The sequence below is a fragment of the Crossiella cryophila genome, from assembly GCF_014204915.1.
GTDB classification, from domain to species: Bacteria; Actinomycetota; Actinomycetes; order Mycobacteriales; family Pseudonocardiaceae; genus Crossiella; species Crossiella cryophila.
The window spans coordinates 5,320,459-5,339,865 of sequence record NZ_JACHMH010000001.1; the positions used below are offsets into that span (position 1 = coordinate 5,320,459).

At 69.8% G+C, this 19,407-nt stretch carries 18 protein-coding genes; 10 read left to right on the forward strand and 8 right to left on the reverse strand.

Annotated features, from left to right (window positions below; genetic code table 11):
* Positions 1–117 precede the first annotated feature (117 nt).
* The gene (locus tag HNR67_RS23425; protein WP_185004347.1) at positions 118–3,663 is read left to right on the forward strand and encodes an ImpA family metalloprotease; all 3,546 of its coding nucleotides are present in this window, start codon (positions 118–120) and stop codon (positions 3,661–3,663) included.
* Between the two features lie 92 nt (positions 3,664–3,755).
* Positions 3,756–4,385, forward strand: coding sequence for a LysE family translocator (locus HNR67_RS23430; protein WP_185004348.1), 630 nt, complete (start codon positions 3,756–3,758; stop codon positions 4,383–4,385).
* A gap of 4 nt (positions 4,386–4,389) precedes the next feature.
* Here the strand turns inward: HNR67_RS23430 and HNR67_RS23435 are convergent, their stop codons facing one another.
* From HNR67_RS23435 to HNR67_RS23455, 5 genes are read right to left on the reverse strand one after another with little or no spacing between them, the layout of a single operon-like run.
* Positions 4,390–5,229 (reverse strand): MurR/RpiR family transcriptional regulator, encoded by an 840-nt coding sequence (locus HNR67_RS23435; RefSeq protein ID WP_221490019.1) that lies wholly within the window; start codon positions 5,227–5,229, stop codon positions 4,390–4,392.
* Between the two features lie 15 nt (positions 5,230–5,244).
* On the reverse strand, positions 5,245–6,162 hold the full coding sequence (locus tag HNR67_RS23440; RefSeq protein WP_185004350.1) for an ABC transporter substrate-binding protein: 918 nt from the start codon (positions 6,160–6,162) through the stop codon (positions 5,245–5,247).
* Positions 6,159–6,845, reverse strand: a complete 687-nt coding sequence (locus HNR67_RS23445) for an ABC transporter permease (RefSeq protein WP_185004351.1) — start codon at positions 6,843–6,845, stop codon at positions 6,159–6,161. Before HNR67_RS23445 ends, HNR67_RS23440 begins: the two co-directional genes overlap by 4 nt.
* A gap of 2 nt (positions 6,846–6,847) precedes the next feature.
* Entirely contained in the window at positions 6,848–7,483 is a 636-nt protein-coding gene (locus HNR67_RS23450; RefSeq protein WP_312987888.1) for an ABC transporter permease, read from the reverse strand.
* Positions 7,480–8,565 (reverse strand): ABC transporter ATP-binding protein, encoded by a 1,086-nt coding sequence (locus HNR67_RS23455; protein WP_312987889.1) that lies wholly within the window; start codon positions 8,563–8,565, stop codon positions 7,480–7,482. The genes HNR67_RS23450 and HNR67_RS23455 overlap by 4 nt, the downstream gene beginning before the upstream one ends.
* Positions 8,566–8,726: 161 nt before the next feature.
* Between HNR67_RS23455 and HNR67_RS23460 the strand changes: the two genes are divergently transcribed.
* From HNR67_RS23460 to HNR67_RS23470, 3 genes are all read left to right on the forward strand, one after another.
* Entirely contained in the window at positions 8,727–10,208 is a 1,482-nt protein-coding gene (locus tag HNR67_RS23460) for an aromatic amino acid ammonia-lyase (RefSeq protein ID WP_185004353.1), read from the forward strand.
* 120 nt (positions 10,209–10,328) lie between these two features.
* Positions 10,329–10,802 (forward strand): nuclear transport factor 2 family protein, encoded by a 474-nt coding sequence (locus HNR67_RS23465; protein ID WP_221490020.1) that lies wholly within the window; start codon positions 10,329–10,331, stop codon positions 10,800–10,802.
* A 2-nt stretch (positions 10,803–10,804) separates the two neighbouring features.
* Entirely contained in the window at positions 10,805–11,044 is a 240-nt protein-coding gene (locus tag HNR67_RS23470) for a hypothetical protein (protein WP_185004354.1), read from the forward strand.
* Here the strand turns inward: HNR67_RS23470 and HNR67_RS23475 are convergent, their stop codons facing one another.
* Positions 11,045–12,640 (reverse strand): PucR family transcriptional regulator, encoded by a 1,596-nt coding sequence (locus HNR67_RS23475; protein WP_185004355.1) that lies wholly within the window; start codon positions 12,638–12,640, stop codon positions 11,045–11,047. It abuts the gene before it with no gap.
* A 146-nt stretch (positions 12,641–12,786) separates the two neighbouring features.
* Between HNR67_RS23475 and HNR67_RS23480 the strand changes: the two genes are divergently transcribed.
* Positions 12,787–13,899 carry a serine hydrolase domain-containing protein gene (locus HNR67_RS23480; RefSeq protein WP_221490021.1) on the forward strand — a complete coding sequence of 371 codons (1,113 nt, stop codon included), beginning with the start codon at positions 12,787–12,789 and terminating at the stop codon, positions 13,897–13,899.
* On the opposite strand, the gene HNR67_RS23485 is transcribed toward HNR67_RS23480, so the two are convergent.
* Both HNR67_RS23485 and HNR67_RS23490 read right to left on the reverse strand, forming a co-directional pair.
* Complete coding sequence (locus HNR67_RS23485) at positions 13,900–14,202, reverse strand: hypothetical protein (protein ID WP_185004356.1); 303 nt, start codon at positions 14,200–14,202, stop codon at positions 13,900–13,902. It abuts the gene before it with no gap.
* An 87-nt stretch (positions 14,203–14,289) separates the two neighbouring features.
* Positions 14,290–15,519, reverse strand: coding sequence for a cytochrome P450 (locus tag HNR67_RS23490; protein WP_185004357.1), 1,230 nt, complete (start codon positions 15,517–15,519; stop codon positions 14,290–14,292).
* A gap of 158 nt (positions 15,520–15,677) precedes the next feature.
* Between HNR67_RS23490 and HNR67_RS23495 the strand changes: the two genes are divergently transcribed.
* The 4 genes from HNR67_RS23495 (at position 15,678) to HNR67_RS23510 (ending at position 19,397) form a co-directional block, all read left to right on the forward strand.
* The gene (locus tag HNR67_RS23495) at positions 15,678–17,114 is read left to right on the forward strand and encodes a condensation domain-containing protein (RefSeq protein WP_185004358.1); all 1,437 of its coding nucleotides are present in this window, start codon (positions 15,678–15,680) and stop codon (positions 17,112–17,114) included.
* Between the two features lie 19 nt (positions 17,115–17,133).
* Positions 17,134–17,553 (forward strand): aspartate 1-decarboxylase, encoded by a 420-nt coding sequence (gene panD, locus HNR67_RS23500; protein WP_185004359.1) that lies wholly within the window; start codon positions 17,134–17,136, stop codon positions 17,551–17,553.
* Between the two features lie 138 nt (positions 17,554–17,691).
* Positions 17,692–18,300 carry a DJ-1/PfpI family protein gene (locus HNR67_RS23505; RefSeq protein ID WP_312987891.1) on the forward strand — a complete coding sequence of 203 codons (609 nt, stop codon included), beginning with the start codon at positions 17,692–17,694 and terminating at the stop codon, positions 18,298–18,300.
* Positions 18,301–18,524: 224 nt separating this feature from the next.
* Positions 18,525–19,397 carry a p-hydroxycinnamoyl CoA hydratase/lyase gene (locus HNR67_RS23510; protein ID WP_185004360.1) on the forward strand — a complete coding sequence of 291 codons (873 nt, stop codon included), beginning with the start codon at positions 18,525–18,527 and terminating at the stop codon, positions 19,395–19,397.
* The last annotated feature ends 10 nt before the right edge of the window (positions 19,398–19,407 follow it).

The window sequence follows — 19,407 nt, forward strand, 5'->3', positions numbered from 1 at the left end:
TGAGTGACCCCCTTACCCCCTTTCTCGCCGCGCCAAACCTCTCGGCCCGCCCCTAGCGTCGATCGCGGGTGGTGAATTCCGCCGACCAGGCGGAGCGGGGACGAAGGGCGAGATCTCGTGTTCAGACGCAATCAGCGGGCGGCGCTTGGCGCGCTCGCACTCGTGGCCGTGCTCCTTGGCTGGTGCACCACTGCCGGTGACCCGGCCGCGGTGGCCAGCCCGGCGGGGGAGCAGCTGCTCATCGGCGAGGCGCAACAGCCGCCGCCGGTCCAGGTCGACGGGGCCGCGGCGCCGGTCCCGCTGGTGGTCGGGCAGAAGGTGGAACTCGCCGCGACCAAGGTCCGCCCCGACGGCAGCCGGACCGACATCAGCGCCCTCGCGCAGTGGTCCACCGGCGACCAGGCGGTCGCGACCGTGGACAAGGGCATCGTCACCGGCGCAGGGCCGGGCACCACCGCCATCACCGCCACCTACCAGGGGGTCAAGGGCTCGCGGTCGGTCAAGGTGACCAAGCCCGCCGACGGCGACCGGATGGCCAAGGCGCTGGCCACCGGCGCGCCCAAGCTGGTCACCCAGCAGGAACTGCTCGCCTACCTGCCCAAGGCCCTCGGCAAGCGGGTCTCGCTGGCGCACCAGATCATCCCGGACGGCGCGGTGATCACCTTCACCCCCGGCACCAACGCGGGGCAGATCCGGCAGCTCTCGCCGCACCTGCACCCGCTGCTGACCGGCACGCACAGCGACGGCGAGCAGTTCCCCAACCGGGTGCTCGCCGCGGTCGGCACCTCCTCACTCAGCGAGACCAGGCTGGCCTACTTCGCGGGCAACCCGTTCGTGAACACCTCGCTGAGCGGGCCGAACGTCCCGATGGACGAGGCAGGGATGGTCCCGCTCGTGCAGAGCACCACCGCCTGGCTGCTGGGCAAACCGGGCACCGCGGCGGCCGAACTCAGCGGCAAGATCGTCATCGCCAACACCGCCTCCTCCCGCGAGAAGCCGATGAAGGAGTTCCTGGCCAAGAACTTCCCCAAGCTGATCGTCAACGGCGGCAACTCCGCCTACGGCGCCTGCGATTTCAAGCCCGGCACCGCGAACCCGTGCCTGACCGGCGCGGCCGCGTTGTTCGTCGGTGACGCCAGGAGTGACGACGACCCGGTGCTGCGCGCCCAGATCGAGGGGGCCTACAGCTCCGGGATCCCGTTGCTGGCCTTCGGTGAGACGAGCCGGGCCGCGTCCACCACCAACATGCTGATGCGCGACCTCGGCAGCCCGGACACCGGCACCAACTACTTCCAGCGCAACCTGGTCCGGCAGTCACCCAAGTCCGCGCAGGCCCCGGCCAAGGTGCTGGACGACCAGTTCGCCAAGGACGCCACCGAGATCGCCCGGCGGCTCAACGGAAATCCGCTGGCACTGACCGACTACAGCAAGTGCGTCGTCGACTATGCCCTGCACGGAAGCTACCTGACGTCCTGTGTGAACGATCCGACCCCGGGAGCCGCGGCGTACATGGGCGCGATCACCCGGATGAAGGCGGCCGTGGCCGCGCTGAACGAGGCGGCGGACAACGTCTTCGCGCCGCCGAAGGTCAACGACCAGAACGAGACCATGCGGGTGCTGACCCTGCTGGCGGACAAGCAGCGCACCGGCGCCTACGGCTCCCAGCCGGGTGACAACGTGCAGCCGATCGAATACCCCATCGACCAGAAGGACACCAAGCGGATCACGCAGGCGCTCTTCGCCGACTGGTTCACGCACACCGCCTGGCCGGGCAACTCCAAGGCCTACGACCTGGGCACCGCCTGGTGCATCAGCCCAACCCAGGTGGCCGACGGCACCTGTCCGACCGTGCACTTCAACCAGCAGGGCGACAAGTCGGTGACGCTGACCTCGACCGACCTCGACGAGTGGAGCGCCACCGGCCACGACCTCATCACCGGCAGGCCGGGCACGGTCACCCTGACCAACGACCCGAACATCCCGGTGTACGTGCGCACCTTCCCGAACCGGGTGAACACCCGCACCGGGGAGGTCGAGAAGGGCGTGTCCAAGTACACCCGGCCGCAGTTCCTGGCCACCGACTGGGTGCGGCTGACCCCGAAGAAGCCGGTGACGATCAGTTCGCCCTACGGCGGACCGCTGTACATCCGGATGGACGGCACCGGCAAGAAGCCCGGGATCGGGGTGAACCTCACCTTCAACGGGATGAGCGAGCACCCGGCGGTCATGGACATGAACGACCTGGCCCAGCTGGACCGTTTCACCCAGGAGATCGCCACCACCAAGGCCTACTACACCGACCTGGTGGGCGACGGCTTCCAGCTGCACATGCCGGTGTCCCGGATCCGCAAGACGCTGGCGGCCGAAGGGCTCACCCAGCACGGCCTGACCACGTTCTACACCGGACCGAGCGGGGTGCGGAAATTCCTGCTGGAGATCCGCGACTCCTGGTACAACCAGGAAATGCGCCTGGCCGGGCTGAAGGTCATGGGCGCCAAGCTGGAAGAAACCGTGCCGAAGTCGGTGCAGGCGATCTGCGGCAGCTACAAGTTGCCGTGCCTGGACCCGGAACTCAACTCCCGCAAGGGAATCCAGCACGTCAACTTCGACCTGTACACGATGTGCGGTGACCTGTGCTCGGGGAACCCGATCGACATGGGCGGCGACGGCGCCGTGTTCCCGGTCAGCTCGGGGCTGAGCCACGAACTCGGCCACAACCTGCAACGCCAGCAGCTCAACATCCACTGGGCCGACACCGGAGCGGGCAGCGACCCCGGCAAGACCGACACCTGGACCAGCTACGTCAACCGCTCCGGCGAGACCTCCAACGACCTCTTCACCCACTTCGTGCTGTGGAACTTCGCCCGCAAGGTCCGGCCCGCCCGCAGTGACGGCAAGGTGGACGACCCGCTGACCTGGTACTCCGAGGATGGCTTCGTCACCCTGTTCGCCAGTCACCGCTCGGCGATGGGCAACGTGATGAAGGACGGCAAACGAGTCGTCTACGGACCCGACTGCAAGGTCCGGCAGTCCTACCCGGCCTCGGCGACGGCCAAGAGCACCCTCGCCGACTCGGTCTGGGGCGAAACGGGAACCTACACCAACCGGCACACCCGGCTGACCTTCTACCTGACCCTGCCCATCCTGTTGGAGGGCAAGACAATGGCCAACGGCACCAAGCTGGACAGCGGCCCCGACATCTACACCGCGCTCTACGGCGCGGCCCGCGCCTTCACCGCCTGGGCGGCCGACGAGGCGAAGTGGAACGCGGGTCGAGCCAACCTGGGCCTCTCGCTGTACCCGTACTCCGGAGCCCCGGCCTACGGCGGGCAGAAGGTCGCCGAGATGATCGGCAACGACTTCCTGCTGGTGCAGTTGTCCCGGATCACCGGGTACGACTTCCGGCCGTACTTCGACGCCTTCGGAGTTACCTACACCAGCCTGGCCGGCAAGCAGGTCGAGGCCAACGCCCCCAGCGGCGGCCTGCAGAAGCTGCCCCTGGCGCTGCCGGTGCTCGGCCAGTTCCAGCCGCCGCTGAAGCTGACCGAGGTGCGCACGGTCGACCTGGCCGATCCGAACGCGTCCTGGCCGGGCGCGGACGTCAACGGCAGCTCGGCCCTGGAGCATGTGGACTTCACCCCGGCCCGGTGCGCGGGCAGGTGAGCTGACGGCAGGGTCCGGGTCGCCGCCCGGACCCTGCCGACTGACAAAAAAGTCCCGGGCGTCCTCCCGCCAGCCTGTGCGAGTATCCGAAAATGCCGATCGACCCGCACCTGCTCGCGTTGTTCACGCTGGCCACCATGGTCGCCATGCTGACCCCCGGCCCGGACATGCTGTTCGTGCTCGGCTGCGGCATCAAGGGCGGTCCCCGCGCCGGCCTGTTCGCCACCGCCGGGGTGGCGGTGAGTGAGGCGGTGCACGTCGCCCTCGCCGCGGTCGGCCTGGCCGCGTTGTTCGAGGCCGCGCCCACCGCGTTCACCGTGGTGCGCATCGCGGGCGCGATCTACCTGGTCTACCTGGGCGTGCAGATGATCCGCAACCGCAACCAGGACAACCCGGACACGGTGGCTGCCGGTGGTGGCATGACCGCCCGCAAAGCCTTCCTCAACGGCCTGTTCACCAACCTGATCAACCCCAAGATGGTCACCTTCACCATCGCCTTCCTGCCCCAGTTCATCAACCCCGCCCTTGGCCAGGTCTGGCTGCAGTTCGCGATCCTGGGCGCGGTGCTGATCGTGCTGGAGTTCCTGGTGGACGGCACGGTTGGGGTGCTGGCCGGGCGGATCGGCGGCTGGCTGCGCAGGCGGCGGGCGGCCAAGCGGCGGATCGACGTGGCCACGGGCGGGATCTTCATCGGGCTGGGCGTCAAGCTGGCTGCCGACTGAGTAGCTAGTCGGCCAGGAACACCTCGCGCTGCGCCGCGGACTGCTCGAACGCCTCCAGACTCGCCTGCTGCTCCGGGGGCAGGGCGGCCAGCATCGCGTGCAGCAGGGCCGCGCACAACGCGGTGGAGGCGGCGTGGGAGTCGAAGGCGAACTGGGAGCTGACCGGGGCGGTGAGGACCAGGTCGGCGTGGTCGGTCAGTGGCGTGATGGGCTGGTCGGTGACCAGGACGGTGGTCAGGCCTACCTGTTTGGCCCAGGTCAGCGCGGACAGGGTTTCGCGGGGGTAGCGGGGCAGGGCGAAGGCCAGGACGCAGGTGGCGCCGGCGTCGACGGCTCGGGTCAGGCCGTCCTCCAGCAGTGAGCCGGGGATGTCGAGGACTCGGACGTCCAGGTGGACCTTGGCGGCGAAGTAGCCGAAGAGGTGGGCCAGGGGGGCGGAGACGCGTTGGCCGATGACCGGGAGGGGGCGGGAGGCGGCCAGGGCGGCTGCTGCCTGGTGCAGGGGGCCGAGGTCGGACAGGCTGTCGCGGAGGGTGTGCAGGTTGCGGATTTCGGTGTCCAGCAACAGCTGGATCTCGTTGAGGGCTTCGGTGGGCGCGGGTTTGGCGGGTTGGGTGAGGACCAGGTCGCGCAGGGCTGCGCGGAACTCGGGGAAGGCGTCGAAGCCCAGGGCGAAGGCGAAGCGGGTCACCGAGGCCTGGCTGACGCCGACGCGTTCGGCCAGGTCCACGGTGCCCAGGAAGGCCGCCTCGTGCGGGTGGTCGAGCAGGTACCGGGCGATGCGCCGCTGGGCGGGGGACAGCCGTCGCCCGCCCAGCAGCTGCCGCAGTCCGGTTGAGTCCATTGTGGTCATTCCCCGCTAGGACCCGAGTCCGTGTTGGTCCAGCCACGCCTTGGCCACGCGGTCCGGGTCTTCCTTGTCGTTGTCCACCTTGGCGTCCAGCTTGCTGAGTTCCTCGGTGGTGAGTTTGCTGTTGAGTGCGGCCAGGGCCTCGGTGACGGTGGTGTTGGCCTTGGCCTCGTTGACCAGGGGCACGATGTGTTGCGCAGGAACGAGTTTCTTGGGGTCTTCCAGGATCACCCAGTTGTTGTTGGTGATCGTGACGTCGGTGCTGAACAGGTTGGCCACCTGGATGTCGCCGCCGCGCAGGGCGCCCCTGGTGAGTGGGCCGCCGGTGTCCAGGGCCTTGAAGTCCTTGAACTCCGCGCCGTACAACTCCTTCAGCCCGACCAGGCCGACCCAGCGGGTCTTGTCCTCGGCGGGGCCGCCGAAGACCAGGTCCTTGGCGTTGGCGCGCAGGTCTTCCAGGGTTTTGAGGCCGTAGCGGGTCGCGGTCTCGCGGGTGACGACGTAGACGTCCTTGTTCTCGGCGGCGGCGTAGGGCAGCACCTTGACGCCCTGGGGGACGGTTTTCTCCAGTGCCTGCTGGACGTCCTCGGCCGCGCTCTGGCGGGCGTTCTTGTCCAGGAACTGGAGCAGGCTGCCCTGGTACTCGGGCAGCACGTCGATGTCACCCTGTTTGAGCGCGGGCACGATGATCTCGCGGGAGCCCAGGTTCTGCTTGACCGTGACGGTGATTCCCTTGGCGCGCAACGCTCCCGCGTACAGGTGGCCGAGGATGACGTTCTCGCTGAAGTTGGCGGTGCCCACCACCAGGCCGCCGGATTTGCTCAGCGGGTTGCGCTTGGGGTCCAGCGAGGTCAGGCCGCCCGCGCAGGCGGTCACGGTGAGACCGAGGCAGGCCAGGATCGCCGCCGCGGCCAGTCGGCGCTTCATGATTCGCTCCTTCGGTTGCGCAGCAACGATCCGCGCGGGGTGAGCAGGCGCTGGAGTCCACTGAGGACAAGGTCCAGCGCGATGGCCAGCACCGCGATCAGCAGGGCGCCGCCGAAGACCTGGGGCAGGTCGTTCTGGGCGAAGCCGTCGAAGACGTAGCGGCCGAAACCGCCGAAACTGATGTAGGCGGCGATGGTCGCGGTGGCCACCACCTGCACCACGGCCAGCCGGACGCCGGTCATGATCAGTGGCACGGCCAGCGGCAGTTCGATCTGGAAGAGCACCTGCCAGCCGTTGAGGCCGGTGCCGCGGGCGGCGTCACGCACGTCGTGGTCGACCGCGGCCATGCCCGCGTAGGTGTTGGTGACGATCACCGGGATGGCCAGCACCACCAGCGCCACGTACACCGGCCACAGGTTGAGGCCGCTGACCAGGAACACCAGGATCACCACGCCCACGGTGGGCAGCGCGCGGCCGAAGCTGCTCAGGTTGATGGCCAGGAAGGCGCCCTTGCCGGTGTGCCCGATCAGCAGGCCGATCGGCAGTGCGATCAGCACCGCGACCAGGGTGGACAGCAGCGAGTACTGCAGGTGCTCGAACAGCCGGGCCAGGATGCCTTCCGGGCCGGACCAGCGGGCGCTGTCGGTGAACCAGCCGAGTACCTCGGCGATGAACTGACCCATGTCTATCGCCCTCTCCTGGTCCACGGGGTGAGCACGTGCTGCAGGCCGACCAGGACCAGGTCGGCGATCAGTGCCAGTAGCAGGGTGAGTGCCACGCCCGCGATGACCGGCACCGCGAAATCACGCTGGAAGCCGTCGATGAACAACTGGCCGAGCGCGCCGTGCCCGATGAACCCGGCCACGCTGACCAGGCTGATCGCCATCACCGTCGCCACCCGGACCCCGGCCATGATCACCGGCAGGGCCAGTGGCAGTTCGACGGTGAGCAGGGTGCGCAGACCGCCGTAACCCATGGCGCGGGCGGCCTCGCGGACGTGGTGCGGGACCGTGGCCAGGCCCTCGACCGTGTTGCGTACCAGCACGACCAGCGTGTAGGTGGTCAGGCCGATCACCGCGGTGACGTAGCTCAGGCCGGTCAGTGGCAGCAGCAGGATGAACAGGGCCAGCGAGGGGATGGTGAACAGCACGCCGGAGATGCCGAGGATGACGCCCTTGAGCACCGGCAGCCGCGCGGCCAGCACACCCAGCGGCAGCGCGAGCAGGAGTCCACAGAGGACGGAGATGGCGGCGATCGCGCTGTGCTCCAGGGTGGTCAGCGCCAGCTCGCTCGCGTGGTCGGGGATCCAGGACCACTTCACGGCGTGACCACCTGGGCCCGGAATCGCGCGGCGCGCTCGTTGATCCGCTGCTGGCTGGACACCCCGGTCACCCGGCCGTCCGCGTCCACCCGCACGGCCAGTCCGGCGGGGGAGGAGACGGTGGCGTCCAGCGCGGCCAGCAGGGTGGCCTCGGCGGTGAGCCCGGTGACCGGGACGGCCTCGGCGTCGGCCAGCGTGCCGGTGGCGGGCAGCCGGTCGGTGTGCAGCCAGCCCAGCGGGGTGCCCTGGCCGGTGATCAGCAGCAGCCAGCCGTCGGTGGCGCGGCGGGCCTCGGTGACCGTGGTGGCGGCGGTCGCGGTGGGCACCGGCTCGACCGGGACCTCGGCGAGGGTGGTCAGGGTGAGCAGCTTCAGGCCGCGTTCGGCGCCCAGGAAGTCGGTGACGAACTCATCCGCCGGCCGGGCCAGCAGCTCGGCCGGGCTGGCGAACTGCACCAGGTGGCCGCCGGTGCGGAAGACCGCGATGCGGTCGCCGAGTTTGACCGCCTCGTCGATGTCGTGGGTGACGAAGACGATTGTCTTGCGCAATTCGGCCTGGAGTCGCAGGAGTTCATCCTGCAAAAGCGTGCGGACCACCGGATCTACTGCGCCGAATGGTTCGTCCATCAGGAGGATCGGTGGATCGGCGGCCAGGGCCCTGGCCACGCCGACCCGCTGTTGCTGACCGCCGGAGAGCTGGTGCGGGTACTTCGCCGCGAGTTCCTGGGCCAGGCCGACGGTGTCGAGCAGTTCGGCCACCCGGTCCCGGATCCGGCCGCGGTCCCAGCCGAGCAGCCTGGGCACGGTGGCGATGTTGTCCCCGATGGTCCGGTGCGGGAACAGCCCGGACTGCTGGATCACGTAGCCGATGCCCTTGCGCAACGCCGAGGCGTTGAGTTTCCGCACGTCACGGCCACCGACGAGGACCTCGCCGCTGGTCGCCTCGATCATCCGGTTGATCATGCGCAGGGTGGTGGTCTTGCCGCATCCCGACGAGCCGACGAGGACCGTGAGCTGGCCTTCGGGCACGTCCAGGTCGAGTTCGCGCACCGCCGTGGTGCCGTCGGCGAACTTTTTGTTCACAGCCGCGAAACTGATCAAGACGATTCACCTCTTGTTAATCGTGAATGCGTTCATGCAGGCTCTGTGGTGCGTCAACCGAAGTCAAGAGACCGCCCACAAAAGTTCACCACCCGGAAACGGCGGGAGACGTGGAGCCCTCGCACGCCCAGAAAGGCCGGACCATGCACCTGGACGTTCCCGCCGCGCCGACCGCCGCCGTTGATCCCGTCGTGCTCACCGGGTGGTCCACCACCGCCGCCGAGGTGGTGCGGGTGGCCCGCGGGCACGTGCCGGTGGTGCTGGACGAGGTGGGCAGGCAACGGCTGGAGGCGTCCTGGCTGGCCGCCCAGCGGGTGGTGCTGCACCGCCCGGTGTACGGCCGCACCACCGGCGTCGGCGCCAACCGCCTGGAAGTCGTGGACGCGGAAAGCCTGCCGGAACACGGCTTGCGGCTGCTGCGCAGTCACGCCGGCGGGCTCGGAGGACTGCTCACCGAGGAGCAGGTGCGCGCGATGCTCGCCGTCCGGCTCAACCAGCTGCTCGCCGGCGGCGCGGGCCTGCGCCCGGCGGTGGCCGAGGCACTGGCGGCCGCGCTCAACTCCCGGCTCTTCCCCGCGGTGCACGAGTTCGGCGCCATCGGCACCGGCGACCTGACCGCACTGGCCGAGACCGGCCTGACCCTCATCGGCGAACGCTCCTGGCTCGGCGAAGGCCCCGCCCCCGAACCGATCACCCTGGACTCCGGCGACGCCCTCGCCCTGATGAGCAGCAACGCGCTCACCATCGGCATCGCCGCACTGGCCTGGCACGAGGCCCACCGGTTGCTCTCGGCCACGCACGTGGTGACCGCGCTGTCCTTCCTGGCCGTGGACGCCTCGCACGAGCCACTGGCCGAACGGGTGCACGCGGCCCGCCCCCACCCCGGCCAGGTCCAGACCGCCGCCGAACTACGCCGCCTGCTCGGCGACCCCCTGCACCCCGCCGCCCGCATCCAGGACCCCTTCGGCTACCGCTGCTACCCCCAGGTGCACGGCCCCGCCCTGGACGCCGCCGCCGACCTCGGCAAGGTGCTGGGCGTGGAGATCAACGCCGCCGCGGAGAACCCCTTGATCGACGCGGAGAACGACGTGGTCTACCACCACGGTGGCTTCCACTGCGCCCACCTCGGCCAGGCCCTGGACCGGCTCCGCCTGTCCCTGCTGCACACCGCCCAGCTCTCCACCGCCCGCCTGGCCAGCCTGGTAGAACCGAAATTCACCGGCCTGCGCCCCTTCCTGGCCGACGGCGCCAGCGGCAGCTCCGGCGTGATGATCCTGGAGTACGGCGCCAACTCCGCCCTCGCCGACATGCGCACCCTGGCCGAACTCGCCAGCCTGGGCAACGCCGTGGTCTCCCGAGGCACCGAGGAACACTCCAGCTTCGCCTTCCAGTCCGCCCGCCAGTCCCTGGAAACCCTGGCCTCGTTCCGCCTGGTCCTGGCCTGCGAACTGGTCGCGGCGGTCCGGGCGCTGCGGATGCGCGGCATCGTGCCCAGGCCGGGCACGCCGTTGCGCGGGGCCTATGAGCTGGCGGCGGCGCGGCTGGACCCGAACATGACCGACCGGCAGCTCAGCCCAGACGTCGAGGCTGGCGCGGAGGTGGTGGAGCAGTTCGCCGACTGCTGACCGCGGACCCATCTGAGTCCACAGTGGACAGTGTCTGCCAGGTCACTTCCGTTGCCTGTTCTTACCTTGATCGGGGTGCTACCGCCGACTGAGGGGAGGGCAGGCGCGGAGGTGAGCACTATGGTCGAGGTACCCAATGGCGTGCTAGGAGGCCAGGTGCTTGGCATTCAGGAGATCTCCGACCGGTTGGAGATCCAGAGTCTGCTGACGGCGTACTCGACCGCGATCGACAGCAAGGATTTCGCGGCTCTGGATGAGATTTTCGTCGAGGACGCGTTCATCGACTACACCGCGTTCGGTGGTATCGCGGGCAACTTCCCCGAGATCAAGGCATGGCTCGCGGAGAGCCTGGCGATCTTTCCCGCCACCCAGCACCTGATCGGGAACCTGGACGTCCGGGTGGACGGTGATCGGGGTACCGGGCGGTTGATGTGCCTGAACTCGATGGTGTTGCCGGGTGCGGAGCAGCGGGTCGCGTTGCTGGGCATGTGGTACATCGACGAGTACGTCCGTACGCCGCAGGGGTGGCGGATTGCCCGGCGTGGCCAGGAGCGTAGCTGGGCGCAGGGACTCGAACTTCTGCTTCAGGAGTAGTTGTGAGCAGTGCGGAACCGGAATTCAGCCACTTCGCCAACACCCGGCCTGGGCACGGGCAGTGGACGATCATCGGTGTCGCCGGGTCGGCGGATGACCCGGAGGTGCGGTCGGTGGAGATCTTCCAGGGGCCGGATCGCGATGAGCCGCGGCTGGTGCTCGCGGCGGAGGAGGTGCCGCGGTTTGTCGCGGGGCTGATCGCCACGGTCATGCCTGGTGATCTGACCGCGGAAGTGGACTGATCAGCCGAGGTGGTCGCCGAGTCGTAGGCGCAGCCACAGCACCAGGCGTTCGTCCGGGTTGGCGAGGTCGAAGCCGAAGATCTGCTCGGCCTGGGCAAGCCGGTAGCGGACCGTGTTCGGGTGTACGGACAGCCGCTGGGAGGCGGTGGTGATGTCGCTGTTGGCGTTGAGGTAGGCGAGAATGGTGGACGCGTAGGCGGTGCCGTGTTCCAGGTCGTGGCTGCGGACCGCGGGGCCGAGGGCGCGGGGCAGGGCCTCGTGGGTGGCCAGGATCCGGGCCAGTGCGGACAATGCGGCGCCTGCCCACACCTCCTCGAGGGTGGCCACCTGGCAGGGTTGTGGGTCGCCCGGTCGGTCGGCGAGGGCGTGCAGGACCAGGTCGGCGTCGGCGCGGGAACTCGCGATCGCACGCAGGCCGTGGACCTGGGAGCCGAGCGCGGCCAGGACGGGGACCCGCAACGCGGTGTGCGCTCTTCGGGCGATGTCGGCGATGAGGTCGCGGTGGGCGTTCGGTGTTGGCCCGCTTGGCAGCAGCGCGTAGACCGTGCCCTCGATCAGCGCGCAGCCGTGCCTGCCGTAGTGGGCCTCGCAGTGCAGGCTCACCAGGTCCGCCAGCCGGGTGGCGGCGTGGGCGGCGAGCACGTCCTCGGTGTCGCCGGTGGCCACGGTGAAGGCGGCCACCGCGACCGGCCGGTTGGGTTCCAGGCCGAGTCGCGGGGCCACCTCGGTGACGCTGTCCGGGTCGGCGAGCAGGCGCCGCAACAGGTCCACGCGTTGTCGCCGGGCGGCGTCGACCGCGGTGCGGGCCGCGAGCAGGTGCAGCGAGACGATGTCGGTCACGTCGGCGAGGGCCTGTTCGGCGGCGGAGTCCAGGCAGTTCCCGGCGTCGACGACCCAGACCGAACCCAGGTGCTCCCCGCCGGCGCGGACCGCGACACCCAGCCGGGGCAGGCCGCCGGAGACAGCGGGGAATCGGCGGATTCGTGACACCTGGGCCAAAGCGCGGTACTGCTCGTCGTAGCCTGGACCGTCAGGGACCTGGAGGCCGAGGATGCCCTGGCGGCGGCCCTCGTCGATGCGCTGGCCGGGCAGGGTCGAGTAGGCGAGGATGCGCCGGTGCGGGTCCTCGATCACGGTGGCACCGCCCACCATCGCCGCGATCGCGTTGGCCAGTGCGAACAAATCACCGGTCCCCGGGGTGCTCGCGGTCCGCGCCGCGGCGGCCAGGGCGGAGGTGAGCATGGCGGCCAGGTGGTGCCAGGCCACCGATTCGTCGGCGGCGAGCAGCACCACACCGAAGCGGTGCGCGGCGGCCACCAGTTCGGTGACCGGCTCGCCAAAACTCTTCAGCACCAGGCAGGAGTGTCCGGCATCGGCTGCGGCAGCAAGGAGATCCGTGGCCTGTGCTTCCGTTGTGCCGACGCCGACCGCGAGCAGGATCGCGTCCCTGACCCGGGGAAGTGGCGCTCGGGGCTCGAAGATGAGCAGGCCCGAGACCGGTACCGGGCGCTCGGGCAGCGTGGTCAACGGGCGCAGTAGCGAAGGGCCCAGCGCGTGCAGGACCTGCCTGAGATTGGGCGCCGCGGGGTCGGGCATCATCAACACTATAGCCGGGCGCACAAGACATTCGCGGATTCTCTGGACTGGCAACGAATGCCCGCGATCGGTGCGGCGGAGATGCTGACCGCAAGCGCATTCTGGCCGGCGCGCCGCGGGGCGGTGTCGCCGGGAAAGGAGATGCCATGCGAGGCAGGCGGAAAGCCGTTGTGGTCTTGGCGATCACCACCTCTCTGCTGGTGATGCCGGTGGTGGCGGAGGCGTCGCCGCGGTGTGATGCCACGCCGATCCGGACCGCGCTGGACGCGCTGGAACGGCTTGGCGCCGGGATCGCCGTGACGGTGCGGAGTCCGCGGTGCGGCGTCCGCGGTTACGGTGTCGGCCTCGCCGACCGGTGGACCGGGCGTGCGGTCGTGGGCGATGAGCACAGCCGGATTGGCAGCAATACCAAGGCATGGACGGCCACGGTGGTGCTGCAGCTCGTCGGCGAGGGCAGGATCAGGCTCGACGAGACCGTCGATCACTACCTGCCCGGCCTCATCCGCACCAAGCGCTACGACGCGCGCACCTTCACCGTCCGGCAGATGCTGCAGCACACCAACGGCCTGCCCGACTACCTGGAAGCACCGTTCTGGCAGAACAAGGAACGGCGCCGCTGGGACCACACCGAGCCGGTGCAGACGGTCAGGATGGCGCTGACCCTGCCGCCGCCCGTTCGTTGGGGGACAGCGGGTTTCGCCTACGCCAACACCAACTACAACCTGGCCGGACTGCTCGTCACCAAGGTCACCGGACGCGATATCGGCACCGAGATCAACCAGCGGATCATCAGGCGGCTCGGGCTGCGCGACACCTACTGGCCCGGTGACCGGGTCACGATCCCCTATCCGGAGCTGCGCAGTTACCCTCGGCAGTCCGGGCTGTCGGGGGACCGGACGGAGTGGAACACCTCGGAGGCGAACGCGTCCGGTTCGCTGATCTCCACCGGCGCGGACGTGACCGCCTTCTGGACCGCGTTGCTGACCGGGCGGCTACTGGCGCCCGCGCAGCTCGCCGAGATGAAACGAACTGTGCCGGACCAGCTCAGCGACGGCTACGGCCTGGGCATCGAGCGCACCCGGCTCACCCCGGACCTGATCACCTGGGGGCACAGCGGCAGCATGCCCAGCGGTCACAAGTTCCGCAACGCCGTGACCGAGGACGGCAGGCGATCGGTGACCCTGCTGATCGGCACCGACCAGCTCGACTCGGCCGAGATCGACGCCATCATGGGCAGGCTCGTCCGCGACCTCCGCTGATCAGGAACCAGCGTCCTCGCCCTCGGCCACGAACCGCACCGCGGCGAATTCCCGGTCCGGGACAAGGGCACCGGCCGGGAACGCACCGCTCTTCGCGACGGCCTCGAGTGGGCCGTCGCACATCTTGAGCACGGACGGATCCGCGTCATCGACGGTGAGGTACCGGTCCGGCCAGACCGGGTTGGTGCAGTCGAAGGCGCTGATCTCGTTGGCCGCGTAGGCCGGCAGGGCGCCGAGGGCGCCGATCGCGATCGCCGAGGCGGCCAGCCCGATCATGACGCGCAGTCCCACTCGTTTGCTCATGTGGCCAGCCTCGCCAGCGGTGTTCGCCCGCCGCATCCGCCGGACGTCCGGAACAACCACCCGACTGGCTGGAAGATCCCCCACCGGTCAGGAGGGCAGGACCTCATCCCAGGTGACCGGGAGCGCGGCGGGGCCGTAGACGGTGGTGTCGGCCTTGAACCGGATCTCCGCCTGCGGCACGGCCAGCCGCAGGGTCGGCACCCGACAGGGCAGGGTGGCCAGCGCGGTGGTCAGTTCCAGGCGGGCGATCTGCTGGCCGACGCAGTGGTGCGGCCCGTGGCCGAAGCCGAGGTGGCTGGTGGTCCGCCGATCGATGTCCAGCCGCTCCGGCTCGGGGAAGTGCGCCGGGTCGTGGTTGGCCGCCTGAGCGGCGGCGATCACGTACTCGCCGGCGGCGATCGGCTGGCCGCCGATCTCGGTGTCCACGGTGGCCACCCGCAACAGCCCCGCGCCCACGCCCAGCAACCGCACCAGTTCCTCGGTGGCGCCCACGGCCAGCGCCGGGTCGGCGGCCAGCCGGTCGAACTGGGTCCGGTCGGCCAGCAGGGCCAGCACGCCGTAGGTGATGGAGCTGGCGGTGGTGTCGTAGCCGGCGACCAGCAGGCCGACGGCCATCTTGGTCAGTTCCAGGTCGTTGAACGGCTGCTCGTGTTCCCGGCCACGGGTGACCAGCACGCTCAGCACGTCCTCGCCCGGCTCGGCGCGCCGGGCCCTGACCAGGTCGGCGACGTAGTCATACAGCGGGAACTTCACCGCGTTCAGCTCGTCCACGTCGGTCCCGCCGCTGAACAGGGTCTCCGCGACCCGCTGGAACACGCCGCGGTCGGCGTAGGGCACGCCGAGCAGCCCGGCGATCACGGAGGAGGTGAGCGGCTTGGAGAACCGCTCGTGCAGGTCGACCGGCCCGGTCTCGGCGGCGAGGCCGTCCAGCAGTTCGTCGGCGGTGCGCAGCACCATCGGCCGGAACTCCTCGATCCGGCGCGCGGTGGTGATCGCCGGCGCGAACACCCGCCGGAACCGGACGTGCTCCGGCCCGTCCATCTTGAAGAAGTCGCCCTGCTCGATGGGCGTTTCCGGCGGCATGTTGGCGAGCAGGTGGCCCGCCGAGCCGCAGCGGTTGCTGAAGCGCCGAGGGTCGCCCAGCACCTCACGGACGTCGGCGTACCGGGTGACCAGCCATGCCTCGATGCCGGTCGGGCAGGTGACCCTGGTGACCGGGGTCCGGGCGCGCAGGTCGGCCACCTCGGGGGCTGGCCCGAACGGACAGAGGTCCTCGCGGGGAACGGGCAGGGGGCGGGCGCTCGTCGTCGCGGACAAGGGAACTCCTTGGGCGGAAGGGTGGATACAAGATCAGGTCGGCACTATTCACCGGCTTGGCAAGGAGATCGATGTGGTTGGTGTGAACGGGCAAGGAGACTGCCCGGCTGGACGCGGGCGCTGTGGGCGCGGGTGTGCCGCGGGGCATGCTGCGCACGGTGAGCACGCCGCCGCCCGCATCCTTCCCACTGTCCGCCGCGCAGGCGGGGGAGTGGTTCTGCCAGCAGCGCCAACCGGACAACCCCGGGTTCTGCGTCGCGCAGTACGTGGACATCACCGGCCCGGTGGACGTCGAACTCCTGCGTGCCGCCGTCGATCGCGTGCTGCGGGCGACGGACTCCCTGATGGTGCGCTTCACCATGGACGGCGGGCGGGTGCTGCAGGTGGTGGACCCTTCGCTGGTGGGGCCGATGCCGGTGGTCGACCTGCGGACGGCCGCCGAACCCGAGGCCGCGGCGCACCGCTGGCTGGCGGCGGCACTCGCGCGGCCCTACGACCTGCTGACCGGGCCGGTGTGCTCCTTCGCGCTGCTGCGCCTGGCGGAGCAGCGCACCTGGCTGTACCTGCGGGCGCACCACATCGTCGTGGACGGCTTCGCCGGAGCCGTGGTCGTCCGGTTGGTCGCCGAGTCCTACCGGGCCGCCCTGACCGGTGCGGACTGGCAACCGGGCGAGCAGGGATCGCTGACCCGGATGCTCGCCGAGGAGGCGGCCTATCGCGCCTCACCCCGGTACGCGCTGGACCGCGCGCACCATCTGGCCATGGGGCGCGCCACGCCGGAGCCGGTGTCACCGGCCGGACCGCCGACGCCAGCGGCGGCCACCTTCCGGCGGGTCACCGGTGTGGTTCCGGTGGCACGGGCCGCCCGGCTGCGGTCGCTGGCCAGGCAGTGCCGGGCCGGTCTGCCTGCGTTGCTGATGGCCGCCATGGGCGTGCACCTTGGCCGGATCACCGGCGAGCGGGCGGCGGTGATCAGCGTTCCGCTCGCCGCGCGCACGGGAGCGGTCGGGCGCGACACGGTGACCATGATGGCCAACGAGTTGCCGTTGACGGTGCGCACCGTGCCCGGCGGCACCCTCGTGGAGTTGTTGCGGGAGACCGCCGCGAACGGCCGCATCCTGGTGCGGCACCAGCGATTCCGGTGGGACGAACTCCAGCGGGCACTGCCCGGCCGCCGCTTCGACGCCCCGCACCTCAACATCATGGCCTTCACCCCGACAGCCGGCTTCGGCGCGGCCACCGCCACCGTGCACAACCTGTCCAACGGCGCGGTGGAGGACTACTCGGTCCTGGTCTACGACAACGCGGTCGACGGTTCGCTCCAGGTGCACGTCAATGCCAACCCCGATCGCTATTCCCCACGCGCCACAGGCGATCTGCGCACCGGATTTCTCGGGGTGCTGACCGCGATCGCCGGGGCGGCGCCGGAGACCGTCGTCGACGAACTCGACCTGCCCACTATGCGGACCCGGCTGCCTGTTCGTACCCCTGGTGTTGCCTCAGAACCCCGTCCTGGCCACCCGGGGTGTGCTCAGGCGCTTCCCGGCGCGTCCGCTCTGCTAACTCTTGATCCGGACCGGCCGGCCACCGAATGAACAGTCTTGGAGAGGGCAGATGCGACGGACCATGCTGGGCGGGAAGATCCACCGTGCCACGGTCACCCAGGCCGACCTGCACTACGTCGGGTCGGTCACCATCGACGAGGACCTGATGGTGGCGGCGGGGATTGTCGAGGGCGAGCAGGTGCACGTCGTGGATGTCACCAATGGGGCCAGGCTGATCACCTACGCCATCACCGGTGAGCGGGGGAGCGGGGTCATCGGGATGAACGGTGGGGCCGCGCACCTGGTGCGGCCGGGGGATCTGGTGATCATTCTGTCCTATGTGGAGGTTGAGGACGCCGAGCGGGCCGGGTATCGCTCGCGGGTGGTGCACGTGGACGCCGCCAACGCGGTGCTCGCGCTCGGGAACGACGCGGCCGAACCGGTGCCGGGAGACGCCGGGCTGCGGTCCGGCGCGGTCACCGAAGGCTGAGCTGGCAAGGGTTTCCCGCCGCCGCGGTCCCCAGAGTCAGGAGTTCCGGTGCGACGACGAACTTTTCTGAGTGCTTCGGCTGGCCTTGCCGCTTCGGCCGGTACTGCTGCGGCGGGTGTGTCCCCGGCGGTGCGACCGGTGCGGTTCCAGGTGCTGATGTTCGACGGGGTGGAGGAGCAGGACTTCGTCGCGCCGGTGGAAGTGCTTGGCCTGGCGGCGAAACTCAGTCCAGGGGCGATCGCGCCGCCGGTGATGGTCAGCACCGGCTCGCCCGGGGTGGTCACCTGCACGTACCGGACCAGGGTTGAGGTGCCTGGGGGCTGGGCGCCGGAGTCGGCCGATGTGCTGGTGGTCCCGGGTGGTGGTTACAATCTGCCGCCGTCTGGTGAGCCCCGGCCCGGGGTCCGGAAGTTGATGCGGGACAAGGAGTTCCTCGGCAGGCTGGCCAGGGTGCGGGTGCCGTTGGTGGGGATTTGCACCGGGGTCATGGTGCTCGCCGCGGCCGGGCTCACCCGTGGCCGCACGGCGACCACCCATGGCAAGGCCAAGGCCGACCTGGCCGCGCTGGGTACCACCGTGGTCGACGCGCGGGTGGTCGACGACGGTGATCTGGTCACCGGTGGTGGGGTGACCTCGGGGCTGGATGTGGCGTTGTGGCTGGTCGAGCGCTATGCGGGGGCCAGGGTCGCGCTCGCGGCCGAGGAGGTCATGGAGTACGAGCGGCGCGGCACGGTCTGGCACGCCTGACAGTCCGGTCCGCACCCCACCGGCGTGTTGGCCGTTGTCGTACACAGTGTTGGCCGAACTGGTACACCCTTCGGCCAACACACCGTCCATAACGGCCAACACACCGTCCAGTTCGGCCAACACACCGTACGAGAAGGGCCAACACGGTGGGGGGTTTTGCTTGACGGGGGTGGAGGTGGCTTGCTAGACCTATATCAGGGTTCCTGAGATATAGGAGAGAGTCGATGAGTGCTGCGATCCCCGCTGAGTCCCCGCCTGCCGTGCCTGAGCCGTGGGGGAACACCGTGCAGGTGACCTTTGATCAGGGCATTGCCTGGGTGGTGCTGGATCGGCCGAAGAAGCGCAATGCGATGAATCCGACGCTCAATGACGAGATGGTGCGGGTGCTGGACCACCTGGAGGCCGACGATCGTTGCCGGGTGCTGGTGCTCACCGGGGCGGGGGAGGCGTTCTCCGCCGGTATGGACCTCAAGGAGTACTTCCGCGAGGTGGATGCCACCGGCAGTGTGGCCGTGCAGCTCAAGGTGCGCCGGGCCAGTGCGGAGTGGCAGTGGAAGCGGTTGGCGCACTGGAGCAAGCCGACCATCGCGATGGTCAACGGCTGGTGCTTCGGCGGCGCGTTCACCCCCCTGGTGGCCTGCGACCTCGCCTTCGCCGACGAGCAGGCGCGGTTCGGGCTCTCCGAGGTCAACTGGGGCATCCCGCCGGGCGGGGTGGTCAGCCGGGCGCTGGCCGCGACCGTGCCGCAGCGGGACGCGCTCTTCCACATCATGACCGGCGAGTCCTTCGACGGTCGCAGGGCTGCTGAGATGCGACTGGTCAACGAGGCACTGCCGGGGGACCGGTTGCGCGAGCGCACCCGGGAGGTGGCGCTGAAACTGGCCTCGATGAACCAGGTGGTGCTGCACGCGGCCAAGCTCGGCTACCGGCTGGCCAAGGAGATGCCCTGGGAGCAGGCCGAGGACTACCTCTACGCCAAGCTCGACCAGTCCCAGTTCGTCGACCGCGCCGGGGCCAGGGCCAAGGGGCTCACCCAGTTCCTCGACGACAAGACCTACCGGCCCGGCCTGAGCACCTTCGACCCCGGCAAGGAGTAGCCTGCCGGGT

What these genes read in the sequence shown, in the direction of transcription:
- HNR67_RS23430 (WP_185004348.1), top strand. Translation starts at nt 3,756, where the DNA reads ATGCCGATCGACCCGCACCTGCTCGCGTTGTTCACGCTGGCCACCATG.
- HNR67_RS23435 (WP_221490019.1), bottom strand. Translation starts at nt 5,229, where the DNA reads ATGGACTCAACCGGACTGCGGCAGCTGCTGGGCGGGCGACGGCTGTCC.
- HNR67_RS23440 (WP_185004350.1), bottom strand. Translation starts at nt 6,162, where the DNA reads ATGAAGCGCCGACTGGCCGCGGCGGCGATCCTGGCCTGCCTCGGTCTC.
- HNR67_RS23445 (WP_185004351.1), bottom strand. Translation starts at nt 6,845, where the DNA reads ATGGGTCAGTTCATCGCCGAGGTACTCGGCTGGTTCACCGACAGCGCC.
- HNR67_RS23460 (WP_185004353.1), top strand. Translation starts at nt 8,727, where the DNA reads ATGCACCTGGACGTTCCCGCCGCGCCGACCGCCGCCGTTGATCCCGTC.
- HNR67_RS23465 (WP_221490020.1), top strand. Translation starts at nt 10,329, where the DNA reads ATGGTCGAGGTACCCAATGGCGTGCTAGGAGGCCAGGTGCTTGGCATT.
- HNR67_RS23475 (WP_185004355.1), bottom strand. Translation starts at nt 12,640, where the DNA reads ATGCCCGACCCCGCGGCGCCCAATCTCAGGCAGGTCCTGCACGCGCTG.
- HNR67_RS23480 (WP_221490021.1), top strand. Translation starts at nt 12,787, where the DNA reads ATGCGAGGCAGGCGGAAAGCCGTTGTGGTCTTGGCGATCACCACCTCT.
- HNR67_RS23485 (WP_185004356.1), bottom strand. Translation starts at nt 14,202, where the DNA reads ATGAGCAAACGAGTGGGACTGCGCGTCATGATCGGGCTGGCCGCCTCG.
- panD (WP_185004359.1), top strand. Translation starts at nt 17,134, where the DNA reads ATGCGACGGACCATGCTGGGCGGGAAGATCCACCGTGCCACGGTCACC.
- HNR67_RS23510 (WP_185004360.1), top strand. Translation starts at nt 18,525, where the DNA reads ATGAGTGCTGCGATCCCCGCTGAGTCCCCGCCTGCCGTGCCTGAGCCG.